13 protein-coding genes and 3 pseudogenes are annotated in these 11,817 nt (G+C 60.7%); 10 read left to right on the plus strand and 6 right to left on the minus strand.

All coding sequences use genetic code 11. From position 1 onward, the window contains the following. Window positions 1–162: 162 nt before the first annotated feature. The gene (locus ACXAD2_RS07260; protein ID WP_475168716.1) at window positions 163–456 is read right to left on the minus strand and encodes a helix-turn-helix domain-containing protein; all 294 of its coding nucleotides are present in this window, start codon (window positions 454–456) and stop codon (window positions 163–165) included. Next, window positions 453–794 carry a type II toxin-antitoxin system RelE/ParE family toxin gene (locus ACXAD2_RS07265; RefSeq protein ID WP_164185549.1) on the minus strand — a complete coding sequence of 114 codons (342 nt, stop codon included), beginning with the start codon at window positions 792–794 and terminating at the stop codon, window positions 453–455. Before ACXAD2_RS07265 ends, ACXAD2_RS07260 begins: the two co-directional genes overlap by 4 nt. A 109-nt stretch (window positions 795–903) precedes the next feature. Here ACXAD2_RS07265 and ACXAD2_RS07270 point away from each other — a divergent pair, with 109 nt between their 5' ends. After that, window positions 904–1,137 (plus strand): DUF6429 family protein, encoded by a 234-nt coding sequence (locus ACXAD2_RS07270; RefSeq protein WP_475168717.1) that lies wholly within the window; start codon window positions 904–906, stop codon window positions 1,135–1,137. Window positions 1,138–1,749: 612 nt separating this feature from the next. Beyond that, the gene (locus ACXAD2_RS07275) at window positions 1,750–2,073 is read left to right on the plus strand and encodes a hypothetical protein (protein WP_475168718.1); all 324 of its coding nucleotides are present in this window, start codon (window positions 1,750–1,752) and stop codon (window positions 2,071–2,073) included. A 217-nt stretch (window positions 2,074–2,290) separates the two neighbouring features. Here the strand turns inward: ACXAD2_RS07275 and ACXAD2_RS07280 are convergent, their stop codons facing one another. Together ACXAD2_RS07280 and ACXAD2_RS07285 are read right to left on the minus strand one after the other, a co-directional pair. Continuing rightward, entirely contained in the window at window positions 2,291–2,521 is a 231-nt protein-coding gene (locus ACXAD2_RS07280) for a type II toxin-antitoxin system ParD family antitoxin (RefSeq protein WP_475168720.1), read from the minus strand. Window positions 2,522–2,891: 370 nt separating this feature from the next. Further along, the gene (locus ACXAD2_RS07285) at window positions 2,892–3,062 is read right to left on the minus strand and encodes a hypothetical protein (protein ID WP_475168721.1); all 171 of its coding nucleotides are present in this window, start codon (window positions 3,060–3,062) and stop codon (window positions 2,892–2,894) included. 631 nt (window positions 3,063–3,693) lie between these two features. Here ACXAD2_RS07285 and ACXAD2_RS07290 point away from each other — a divergent pair. The 7 genes and pseudogenes from ACXAD2_RS07290 to ACXAD2_RS07320 form a co-directional block, all read left to right on the plus strand. After that, window positions 3,694–3,945: a type II toxin-antitoxin system RelE family toxin gene (locus tag ACXAD2_RS07290; protein ID WP_475168724.1), complete on the plus strand. Its 252-nt coding sequence runs from the start codon at window positions 3,694–3,696 to the stop codon at window positions 3,943–3,945. 11 nt (window positions 3,946–3,956) lie between these two features. Further along, the gene (locus ACXAD2_RS07295) at window positions 3,957–4,286 is read left to right on the plus strand and encodes a helix-turn-helix transcriptional regulator (protein WP_475168726.1); all 330 of its coding nucleotides are present in this window, start codon (window positions 3,957–3,959) and stop codon (window positions 4,284–4,286) included. A 1,159-nt stretch (window positions 4,287–5,445) separates the two neighbouring features. Further along, window positions 5,446–5,769 carry an IS66 family insertion sequence element accessory protein TnpB gene (gene tnpB, locus ACXAD2_RS07300; protein ID WP_475168730.1) on the plus strand — a complete coding sequence of 108 codons (324 nt, stop codon included), beginning with the start codon at window positions 5,446–5,448 and terminating at the stop codon, window positions 5,767–5,769. 23 nt (window positions 5,770–5,792) lie between these two features. Beyond that, a pseudogene (gene tnpC, locus ACXAD2_RS07305) lies at window positions 5,793–7,175 on the plus strand (IS66 family transposase); the annotation flags it as partial. Between the two features lie 153 nt (window positions 7,176–7,328). Then, window positions 7,329–8,561 carry an IS21 family transposase gene (istA, locus tag ACXAD2_RS07310; RefSeq protein WP_475168869.1) on the plus strand — a complete coding sequence of 411 codons (1,233 nt, stop codon included), beginning with the start codon at window positions 7,329–7,331 and terminating at the stop codon, window positions 8,559–8,561. Beyond that, a pseudogene (gene istB / locus ACXAD2_RS07315) lies at window positions 8,558–9,400 on the plus strand (IS21-like element helper ATPase IstB). The gene istA and the pseudogene istB overlap by 4 nt, the downstream one beginning before the upstream one ends. A 78-nt stretch (window positions 9,401–9,478) precedes the next feature. Continuing rightward, window positions 9,479–9,643, plus strand: a pseudogene (locus ACXAD2_RS07320) (transposase domain-containing protein); the annotation flags it as partial. Here ACXAD2_RS07320 and tnpA read toward each other — a convergent pair. Further along, window positions 9,586–9,993 carry an IS66-like element accessory protein TnpA gene (gene tnpA / locus ACXAD2_RS07325; protein WP_475168732.1) on the minus strand — a complete coding sequence of 136 codons (408 nt, stop codon included), beginning with the start codon at window positions 9,991–9,993 and terminating at the stop codon, window positions 9,586–9,588. The pseudogene ACXAD2_RS07320 and the gene tnpA sit on opposite strands and share 58 nt — an antisense overlap. A gap of 414 nt (window positions 9,994–10,407) precedes the next feature. Here tnpA and ACXAD2_RS07330 point away from each other — a divergent pair, with 414 nt between their 5' ends. After that, window positions 10,408–10,620 (plus strand): hypothetical protein, encoded by a 213-nt coding sequence (locus ACXAD2_RS07330; protein WP_475168735.1) that lies wholly within the window; start codon window positions 10,408–10,410, stop codon window positions 10,618–10,620. Window positions 10,621–11,126: 506 nt separating this feature from the next. On the opposite strand, the gene ACXAD2_RS07335 is transcribed toward ACXAD2_RS07330, so the two are convergent. Continuing rightward, a complete protein-coding gene (locus ACXAD2_RS07335; RefSeq protein ID WP_475168738.1) occupies window positions 11,127–11,801 on the minus strand; it encodes a hypothetical protein in 675 nt (224 codons plus the stop codon). Window positions 11,802–11,817 lie beyond the last annotated feature (16 nt).

Raw genomic sequence — 11,817 nt, forward strand, 5'->3', positions numbered from 1 at the left:
CCTTCATGTCCGAAATTTGCTACATATTTCGGACAATCGAAGCGAGAGTGCGGTTCCGCATCGATGCAGGCAACCCCTACGGTATCGAAGCACCGTGGCACCAATCATCAGGGTGCGGCGGCGACAATGCCGGCGACGGTCGCCAGCGCCTTTCCTGGCTGCTCACCTACCACGCAGGAGATCTTGGACGACCGAGGGCTGCTTGGCGATGAGCGCCAGCAACACCTGCGCCGGCCCGGTAGGGTGGCGTCTTCCCTGTTCCCAGTTCAGCAAGGTACCTTTTGCGACACCGATACTCCTAGCAAATTCGGATTGGGACAGCCCGGTCTTTTGACGGACCTTGGCGACGTCAACGCTGGTGACGGCGACGTCATGCACCTTGGCGCCGGCCTGCTGGCCCTCTGCGAAGGCCAGCGCCTCTTCGAGGCCCTTGGTCACAGATTCAAATGCGCTCATCTGTCGTCTCCGTACCTGGCGATGATCGCCTTGCTCATCTCTACGGCCGCGGCCTGCTCCGACTTCGAGAGGTTGGCCTTCTCGTTCTTGGCGAACGCCGTGATCAGGAAGATCGGCATATGAATGCCGCCGAACACGTAGATCGTCCTGAACCCACCGCTCTTGCCGCCGCCTTCCCGCGGGATACGAACCTTGCGCAGACCACCGCCAAGCGACACGCCTGCTTCTGGGTTCGCGGCAATGAAGGTGATCGCCGCCGCCCGCTCCTCGTCCGACATGATCGCCTTTGCGCGCTTCTGGAACTCGGGAAGCTCGACCACTGTCTGCAATCGTGTCATCTTCTGCTACCATATATGCGTCACTGACATATACGTCAACGGCGTACTAGCGAAGTCCGGCCTTTGCAAGTCCCCGGCCTGGTTCTCAATCGCCAAAGGAGCTTCATCCATGGACCCAGACGACGACAGGATCGACGACGCGGTGCTCGCGCTGCTTTGGTTGACACTGCACGACGAACGCCGAGCGTGGAAGGGAATGGATTGGGCGGCCCTGGATCGCCTTTACGAAAAAGGGCTCATCCACAACCCCGCCACGCGCGCCAAGTCCATCATGCTCACCGACGAGGGTTTGAAGGTTTCCGAAGCGCTGTTTCGCAAAATGTTCGCGCGCTCTGGCGGCTAGCTGGCGCGCGAAGTGAACTGCATCGAGGATGCGGGCTTAGCTAACAGGCCGCTGAAAAAGTCTGCTAAGTGGAACGATTTTTCTTGAGCTGGAGCTCGATGCACCCAGGTTTGCGAAGAGGCAGTCCGAGTAGCCCCTTTCAGTCTCAGATTGCGAGCAGTTTCGGCAGCCAAGCGAGGTTGCAGGCCACCATCGCCAAGGTGAAGCGCCGAACCTTATGGTCTCCGAGACATGGCGGTACCACTAAATCTGGGCACCTTCCCGACGCAGATAGCATTGCACCCCCATAACCGGAGTAGCGCGCGCCACATCTGGCAGCGAGACATTGTGAAAGAGATTCCATTCGGAGAAAAGGAAGAGCGCCGAGGTACCTGACAAGGTGATCGGCAGCTCGTTGCGCCTGCCTGCGGTCCCGGGTGATGAGCGACGTCTGACCGCATCGACTGACCGGTCCCTCAGGTGCCCATCGACATCGCGGGATCAGCAGCCAGCTCGAGCGATCCGGCTTCTGATCCCGGTATGTTGCGGGTTTCCGCCGAAGGTTCCCAGCAGCACTTCGACGACAGGGAGATGTTCGTCTATAGGTTGTGCCGTTGAGCAATGGAGAGGCGCATGGCAGAAGAAATCCTGACCCTAACAGAAGTCGATGAGGAGGGGGTTTTCGACAAGATCGGAGCGCGGTTCGACAAGGTCGAACCTGGGACGACGCTACGTGTGCGCATGCCTCTCGAGCTCGGCGTGACGTTCCTGGAGGAGATGGGCTCGACCGACCCAACCCCCGAGGGTCAGGTGGTGCAGGTTTCCGCAGATTTCTCCGCCTTCATGCAGCAACATAGCCTTGCGTGCGCCAAGTATAACCTGAGCATGTTTAAGGAACGAGAGGCGTTCCTAGCGGTGTTAACCATGAAAAAGCGTCCGGCTGGATCACTGGCCTGACGAGGCCCGCACCTCCGATACCATCTGAATTCTTAGAGACGCGCACGGAAAAGCTCTCGGGGCGAGCCGCAACCTGTTCCATCATCGCTTCAACCTCGGCAAGGAGCGACATTGCACTTTCAGGATTGTCCAAAGCAATAAAATCCGCGACATCGACCAGATCGGTGCGCGCCGCCGGCAGAATGACAAGGCGCCGCCAAAGTCAGGACTTCGCCTCTTATCGGGCGCGAAGCTCCGCGAATACCTGGTCAGCCGAAATGCCAGGACCACTCTCCAGCCCCGCCTTGATCGCATCGCGAAGGGTCTCAAGTTCGCGCCGTTCAGTATCCCGGTTTCGAACCCAGTCACGCAAAGCTTCGCGCACGACTTCGCTCGTCGAGGCATATTCGCCCCCTGCGACCGTCTGGCGAAGCACGTCGGCTAGCTCCGCAGGCATCGTGATCGTCATTCTCTCGATCCCAGGCAATGTCTTACCTCCTATAGCCGTGCACTTACTTGATCATACTTATGATGATCTTAACAGCTTACTGGGTCTGCACTTCCGTGAAACCGAGGTCTAAATCCTAAGGTGAGGCGAGCATCAAGCGCTCCACGGGCTGAAGAACGGCCTGTGCGGCGCGCTAGCTCTAAAATATCAGCAACTCAGGATCGTGCAGCGCCGCGCGAGACAGCAGGTAACGCGCGAAAATACCGCCAGCGGATGACTAGTTTCCGATTCCTTTTCAAACAGATACCCGCCGCATTCACGCATCTTCTGCAGACACAAAGAAGCCCGCCAGACGAGACCTGGCGGGGTTTCGAATGTCTTGCGAGCAGGTTCAGAGAGAGGCGCTTGCCTGTCGACGTTCACGGACAGTGCCGACAGCATCCATGAGGATTTCTGGGTCTTCGCCTCTAGCAGAGACCTTCCGAGCGATGTCGAAATCGGACAGGCCGCACTCGAGAAGCTTTTCGACCGCCTGAGATTGTTCGCGGGTAAAAATGCCCATGGTGGTGTTCTCCTATTTGTTCGCCCACGCAAAGCTCCGCACAGGGACGAAATCATCGTCCTGGAAAGCATTCTGCATGTGTGGGGTGCCGGCGAAGCGGCCGGCGGAAGAAAGCTTCTAGCACAAATGGCCATTCCGGCCAAGCGAGTTGAGAGTGTCAATTATGCGTCACATGTGTCGCATTCTCGCATCACCCGGGACCCCACTCACCATACGTCATGGAGGCTGCGACATTTCGCCCCTAGGTCGATCTTGAGCACGGCGTGCAACGAATGGTTGGATCAGCAGCTGTCCCGCACGCCGGTCCAATATCGGCTTTCCCCAGAGCCCTTCAGCGTGCCGTGCTCACCCCGGCCTCAACTCGTGTGCTCATGAGCGACGTCGATCTGCGCGGTCAGTCGCGCCGGGCCGCGCTGCCCCTGCAAGAAGACCGGCCGCCCGCTGGCTGTCCTCGGAGCGCATTCGAGCTAGCACGGCCTCCAAGAGGGCCGCAATCTCGCGACCTTAGGCGTGTGCCAGCTTTCGCCCTGACAAGTGCGCAGGGTCCATTTTCTGGGTTGGCCTGCCCCCTTGTAGCCTTGCGCTACAACGCTCCTTGCAATAGGGCAAAATGTAGCGTAAAGCTACATCCATGAAGACGATCACCTACAGGACCGCCGCCCTTCGCACGCTCCGCAAAATGCCGCGCAACGAGGCGAAGCGGATCACCGAAAAGGTGGAACTCTACGCGACCGACCCCGAAGCGTTGTCGAACAACGTCAAGTCCCTGAAAGGCCGCGAAGGCATCCGGCTGCGGGTGGGCGACTGCAGAGTGATCATGGACGATCAAGGCGAGGTGCTAGACGTCCTAAAAATTGGGCCGCGTGGCGGCGTGTATGACTGACGGAGGTCAACATGAATGAGATGATCACCATCCCCCGCACAGAATACGAAGCGCTCATCGAAGCCAGAGACGACCTTGAAGATATCGCGGCGTTTGATCGCGCGAAGGCCGATGCCGGAGAGAGCATCCCTTCGGATGCTGTTGCTCGCATCATCGAAGGCGAAAGCCCCTTGCGCGTGTTCCGCGAACTCCGTGGCTTGACTCAAGCTGAGCTCGCGTCTCGTGCGGAAGTGCATCGCGTGACCGTGGCCGAGATCGAAACTGGCCGAAAGAACGGCTCTCTAGAAGCCCTCAAAAGGCTTGCCGCTGCGCTGTCCGTCACCGTGGACGATCTGATCTGAAGGATTAGAAGAGCACCGGCGTCGTGCCCGGCGTCGCTTTCAGAAGGCCGGTTTGCTCCAGCCAAATCTCCCGGCATCCAAGTCTTGGCAGGTTCGGCACCGATCCGATCAAGGACCTGGTTGGGCAAGGTCGCAGGGGATTTCGTTTCCATCATGTCAGAAGATTGCCACATATTTCGGACATCGGCCCACGCGCTCGGCCCGGCGGTACCCCTCTAATCTCCGTGATGGGCATCGCCATGCCATGGTGGGATCTTCGCCTGTCGATCCGGTCGATGCCGCGAACGGTCGGGAGCGCCCTTCCCGCCCGCCTACTTACCGCGCAAGAGGTCCTGAACGACCGGGGGCTGCTTGGCGACCCACGTGCGTAGGCGTGTCCCTGTATTCGGGCTCGCCTGCGCGGGAAACCCAGCGGGCTCCAGCAAGCTGGTGACCCACTCCCATCGTAGACATCGACATGGCATCAAAACCTGCGCAACATACCAACGAGCGCGGCTCGGAGCATGATCTCAAGGCGATCTTTGCACCCGTTGCCCGATAAGAGGGGCCCCATACCTCATGTGCCCGCGTCGCGCTCACCCTCGGCTGCCAGCCGATGCCTGCCCCCGAAGCGAAGAGCTCTCCGAGCGTGGCGTCGCTCGCAATGGTGCCGAGTGCAACCATAAGCAGGGGCCTGAGCGCAAGAGTCTCTGTCAGCCTGAAGTCCCAGCCGATCGCGCCTGAGGCTGCGAAGCTGTTCCAACTCACCGGAAGCCTGCGCTGTTCGGCTCCAGAGGACGCCACGAAGACGGGATCATAACGGTTCCAGCCCAAATAGCCTTCCAGATAGAGCGGAATATCATCACTGAAGGTGAAGCCGCCGCCAAGTTGTCCCGCCCGGAAGTCCACGCCCCTGTCCGGCCGCCTGCCGGTGTCCAGAATAAGTGTGCTTGCAGTTTCGCTGGGGACGGCAGCCAGCCCGAGCAGCGCAAGGGCGCCCGAAGCGCGGCTTTCGATTGAGCCGCCAAGAAGATCCACCACGGCCTGTGCATGCGCTGCGGAGGAGCAGAGCATAATTATGCGAAGCAAGTGTGTGCGCATTTACCTATAATTGCTTGATAAAAAAGCATAATATCCGGGTATAAGTAGCTCGCTCCGCATAATCATCGTCGCCACATAGTTGCGGTTATGCAGAGCACTGCATAACCGCAAAGGCCATGATGGTCTCGCGGCGCTGGTGCAGTCGATGCTGGCCGAGGACCCGTTCACTGGCACGGTCTTCGTGTTCCGCTCGAAGCGCGCCGACCGGTTGAAGATCCTGTTCTGGGACGGCAGTGGTTTGGTCATGGCCTACAAGCGGCTTGAGGAAAGCACATTCACCTGGCCTTCGATCCGTGACGGGGCCATGACCCTGAACCGCGCACAGTTCGAGGCCATGTTCGCCGGCCTGGACTGGCGCCGGGTGCGGTCACTGGAGGTCCGCCGTCCGGCTGTGGCAGAGTGACTCACCGCGCTGAATAGCCGGACATCGGCACCCCGGGCGCAGTATCATCCGCCCATGTCCAGCGCGCCGCCGTGCTGGCGCTGTTGCAGGAGAACGACGCGCTGAAGGACGCCAACCGGCGGCTGGAGCATCTCATTGCCGAGCTGAACCATGTCGTGCATGGCAAGCGGTCCGAGAAGCTGAGCGATGATGACCGGCAGCTGGCCTTTGAGGACCTGGAAACCGCCGTCGCCGAGGTCGAGACCCGCAAGGAGCAGGCCGCGCCGTCCACCACGACGCCGCGCCGGTCACGGCAGCGCAACCTCGGCCATCTGCCTGCGGGCTTGCCACGCATCGAGCGTGTGATTGAGCCAGCCAGCCTCGATTGCCCTTGCGGCTGCGGCCGCATGCATCGGATTGGCGAGGACCGCACCGAGCGCCTCGACATCATCCCGGCGCAGCTTCGCGTGCTGGTCGACATCCGGCCGAAGTATGCCTGCCGCATCTGTTCGGATGGCGTCACTCAGGCACCTGCCGCGTCCTGGCTGATTGAAGGCGGTCTTCCAACTGAGGGTGCCATTGCACATGTGTTGGTCTCGAAGTTCGCGGACCACCTGCCATTTTACAGGCAGAGCCAGATCCTGGCGCGCTCCGGCATCCAGGTCGACCGCAGCACACTGGCGGACTGGGCCGGCACTGCAGCCTTCCATCTTGGCCCCGTGGTCGATCGGCTAACCGAGCATCTCAAATCCTCGGGCAAACTGTTCATGGACGAGACCACGGCCCCGGTGCTGGATCCAGGCCGAGGGCGAACCAAGACGGGATACTTCTGGGCGCTTGCCCGAGATGACCGCGGATGGGGCGGAGAAGACCCGCCCGGTGTCGTGTTCACCTACCATCTCAGCCGCGCCGGGGCGCATGCAGAGCAGATCCTCCAGGGCTTCGACGGCACCCTCCAGCTCGACGGCTACACCGGTTACGACCGCCTCACACGCACGTCCCGCAAGGGCGGCGCGCCGATCACGGTTGCCCACTGCTGGGCACACGCTCGCCGCAAGCTGAAGGAAGTCTTCGACCGGGATGGATCCGAGATCGCTGCCGAGGGGCTGCGCCGCATTGCCGAGCTCTACCGCATCGAGGCCGAGATCCGCGGCATGGGCCCGGGCCAACGCCTGTCGGCCCGCCAGACCCGCAGCGTGCCCCTCGTGGCCGAGTTCGGTGATTGGCTGCAGGCACAGCGCCTGCGTGTCTCGGCCAAGTTGCGCCTGGGCGAAAAGCTGACCTACATCCATCGCCAGTGGCGCGGCCTGCAGACCTTCCTTCACGACGGCCGCGTCGAGATCGACTCCAATGCCGTCGAGAACCTGATCCGCCCGATTGCGCTCACGCGGAAGAATGCTCTCTTCGCCGGCCACGACGAGGGTGGCTGTAACCGCCGAACGTAATCTCCCCGAAACCGCCGTTTGAATTTTCCCCAGACGAGAGCGTCAGGGCCAATTCCGAACTTCATCTATTCGGAATTGGCTCTGTCGCGGGACACAGGCCTGATGCTCCGAACGGAGAACGACAGGGGCAGGCAGGTGAAGGGACTGAGGGAGATTGTCTTGATCCAGGATTTGAAGAACCAGGGTCTCAGCATCACCGCGATCGCGCGGAAGGTTGGCTGCGACCGGAAGACGGTGCGGAAATATCTCGAGCTGGGGCTGGAAGCTCCGGTTTATGGGCCGCGGCAGCCACGGGCCCGAGTGATCGAGCCCTATGAGCGCTATCTGCAGGAACGCGTTCAGGCCTTTCCCGATCTCAGCGGCGCACGGCTTCTGCGCGAGATCCGGGAACTGGGTTATGAGGGTGCCTACACCGCGGTGACGGACTTCCTGCGCGAGGTGCGCCCGGCGCGGCACACCCCGTTCGAGCGGCGGTTCGAGACCCCACCCGGCAAGCAGGCCCAGGTCGACTTCGCGGAGTTCACGGTGGAGTTCACCGACGAGCCGGGCGTGGTTCGCAAGGTCTGGTTGTTCTCGCTGGTGCTGGGGCACAGCCGCTGGCTCTGGGGGCGGTTCGTCGCCAGCCAGAACCTGCAATCGGTGCTGCGCTGCCATATCGCGGCCTTCGCAGCGCTCGGCGGCGTGCCGGAGGAGATCCTCTATGACCGGATGAAGACTGCGGTGATCGACGAAGACGAGGCCGGAGTGGTCACCTATAACGCCGCGCTGGTCGCGTTGTTGAACCACTACGGCGCGGTGCCGCGGGCTTGCCAGCCGTATCGGGCCAAGACCAAGGGTAAGGTCGAGCGGCCCTTCCGCTACATCCGGCAGGACTTCTTCCTGGCTCGCACATTCCGCAACATCGACGATCTCAACACCCAGTTTGAGGCCTGGCGGTCCGAGGTCGCCAATTCCCGGGTTCATGCCACGACCCGACGCGTGGTGGACGCGGCCTTCGCCGACGAGAAGCCAAGTCTGAAGCCGCTCCCGGCGATCCCTTACAGCGCCGTGCTGACGGTCGATCGGCGGGTGAGCAAGGAGGGGATGATCTCGGTCGGCGGCAACTTCTATTCCGTGCCCGACACCACCCGCCGCCGGACACTCGAGGTCCAGCATCACGCCGAAGAGCTTCGGATCTTCGAGGACGGGCAGCTAATTGCGCGCCACCCGATCTTGGAAGGCAAGGCTCGCCGTCGTATTGACCCCGCTCATCGCAAGGCGCCGCCGAGGAGACCCGCTCCACCGCCGTCATCGCAAGGGCTTCGGCGCCCGCTCGACTTCTGTGATGTGGTAGGCCGACGCCTGGCCGCTGCGGGGTCGCAATCATGAGCGATCTTCTGGACCGCATCCGCGGCGCCCTCGTCGGCCTGAAGCTGCCGCGTGCGCTGGAGGCACTCGATCACACGGTGCGGCAGCTCGAGGCGGGCGAGATCACCGCGATCGAAGCGATCGACGGGCTTCTTAGCGAGGAGTACGCCACCCGCGAGACGCGCCGGATCGACGTCGCGCTGCGCACGGCCAAGCTGCTGCCGGTCAAGACGCTCGAAGGCTTCGACTTCCGCTTCCAGCCTTCGCTCGATCGGGAGCGGATCGCAGCACTGGCCCAGCTCGACTTCATCCGGCGCGCCGAGGTCGTTCACTTCCTCGGGCCGCCGGGCACCGGCAAGAGCCATCTCGCCACCGCTCTCGGCGTCGCGGCCGTCAAGGCCGGGCGAAGCGTATATCGCGCCACCCTCGCAGAGCTGATCGCCGCGTTGAGCTAGGCCGAACGCGAGGGACGACTGGCTGAGAAAATCCGGTTCTATGCCCGGGCTGCGCTGCTCATCGTCGACGAGATCGGCTATCTGCCGATCACCACCGGCGGCGCCAATCTGTTCTTCCAACTCGTCAACGCCCGATACGAAAAGGGCGCCATGATCCTGACCTCCAACCGTGGCTTCGCTGAATGGGGCGAGGTGTTCGGCGATCCGGTCGTCGCGACAGCCCTACTCGATCGCCTCCTACATCATGCTGTCGTCATCCAGATCGAAGGGGCCAGCTATCGGCTACGCGCCCATGCCGATCTCATCCCAGAGCATGTCAGGGCAAACGCCCCCATCGCTCCGCCGCCACCCCCAAAGCGTCGCGGGCGTCCTCCAAAGCATCACAACGGAGGCGCCGATCACTGAAGCCGGCTGATCGCCGCGACCGCCGTAGTGGGGAATTTTACTTCGGCGCTTTTGGGGAAAATTAAGACGGCGTTGACAGGTGGCCGCACCTGGGCCCGCATCGCCTCCCTGATCGCCACCGCGAAGATCAACGGCGTCGAGCCCTTCGCCTACATCAACGCCACCCTCGAAGCCATCGCCGCCGGTCACCCCGCCAGCAGGATCGACGAGCTCCTGCCATGGAACTTCAACCCGTCAAGCTGAACAGGCGTGCCGCGGTGACAGCGCTTACCTCCGTCCATGCCGCTGTCGAACCTCAAGCATCTCCCGTTGGTCAACCGCAACTCCACCGGAACCGATCTGGTCGGCGTGGGCGCTGGAGCTACCGACTCCGGGAAAACGACTGGAACGAAGTAAGTGCCGTGACCGGGCGACCAGAGACCCTTTCGCTTCAGGTCCCGCCGCCACCCGTAAATCTGAGAGCGTGTCACCTCGTAGCGCTGAGCGACCTGGGTCACCGTCGCCCCGTCAGCACCAGCCGCCAGCACGATCTCGAGCTTTTCGTCGTCGCTCCACCGTCGGCGTCGCTCAACGCCCAGAACTTCGCCCAGCATGACCCCTCCATCTAAGACACGTCGCAAAGGACGGCGTTAAGCACGTGTCTTAGATCAGGTCGCTTCCAACCGGCAGGCGGCCTCAACCGGTCGGTTACCGTCGAATGAAGATCAATGAACACTCTTGCCGAGAACGCGAGTGTGCACGACCTTCCCGATACCGGGTGTCATTACAGACATCATGTCGCTGCAGTGTGGTTAAATCCGTCCTCACTTCTCAGAGACCCGGTCGCGCTCAAGTGCGAGGCTATCACGGCCAAGGCGATTCGACGTGCCGAACCCACGCTCGCTTCGAGAATTCGATGATCCTGCCACTCAGGGATGATAGCTGCGAAGGACATACATCTTGACCTGACGGCAGCTTGGCCTTGTGAATGAGTTCGATGAAAAACGTGGACGGTGGGATGGCGGAAAATGGTTGAAGACGTGAGCGTCGAAACTCTATCCCTTTGGCAAAAGCTAGACTTTCTGATCGTAGCGGTCACTTTTTACCTGGCGTTCGCATGCATGTTAGCGGCCGCTTCGACCGACAGTTTGCTCCTCGCCACTTTTGAACTCTCCATCATTGCCGGCAGCCTGCCCTTTGGCTGCTTGACCTGGGTGCGCATCCGCAAAGCCGCGAAATGAAAGCACAACTCAAACATCGACGCTAGTCGGGGTAGAACACCGATCGAGGCCCATCAGAGCCCTGACCTACAGGCGGCAGCATGATCAACAGGCAAGCTTAGCAGCGCCGCGAACCACCTCTCCGGGAAATGGGTCTACCTCAGTCACATCTAGCACCTTGCCCTGGTTGTAATACTTGACACCGGGAGGGCCTTAGCAATAAGCGTTTCCAAATCTGTAAGGGAGCCCGATGTTGGACTTTATCCTTTTATGTCTTGGCCTGCTCGCAGCGGCCATTGGCGCTTGGGCTGGCTTACGTGGTCGCACTACAGTTTTGGTATTCTGCTTGTCGATTGCGATCGGCTCTATCGCCGGAATGGTGATGATTTGATAGGCCTTGCCACTTAAGCGAGCTCGCCCCCTCGACATTCGCCAACTGAGATGTCCCAATATAGAGAATTTTTGGCAACAGTCTGTCGTACGGGGAGGACGCAACGTGCGATACAAGGCGGATATCGAAACCGAACTCAATAATTTGACCAGATTCCAATCTTGAGAGAGGTTATGTGATTATTGAACTGATATACTCCACCAAACTCGATGAAGCTGTTAGCACCAATTGGAAGAACACGTGAGGGAGCTAAGGCGAGGGTGGCCTCGCCACTGCTCGGTGAGGAACCCTGCAGTTGCGTCATAGTGATCGATCCGTCGTCGTGGTTGATTCCAAAGGTAGCATCCACTTTGACGAGACTCTCTCCTCCGCTGTATCGCGCATAACTCGCATCAACCCCCAACCAGCCCTTCGCCCATGACGCCTCGTACGGGCGTCCCCATGACAATCCTGGCCTAAGAGCAGAACGCCACCGTCCGGATACATCCGCCCCGCCGAGACCAAATTCCAAGGCTAAGAGGTTCTGCTCACTCAAAATATTCAGCGGGATCTGAATGAAGAAAAGGCCAGAGCTGTCATCGGCTAAGAGATTTTTGCCCGCATCAATCCCTAGAGTGACATTTTCGGTCATGCCATGTTCGTAATAAAAGGAGCCATAGTCGCCGTAGTCAAAACCACCAACAGTGGATTGGATCGAAACCGATAGGAACGAACTGCCTTGTTCACGCGGCCACGCACTCGCCAATACAACTGAAGGTTCGGATACCACAAGGCAGAACACCAAAGCCCGGTAACGCTGTCTGTGGATCATTATCTTATGTCCCCAC

This window comes from Salipiger sp. ABN3_019, assembly GCF_056158605.1.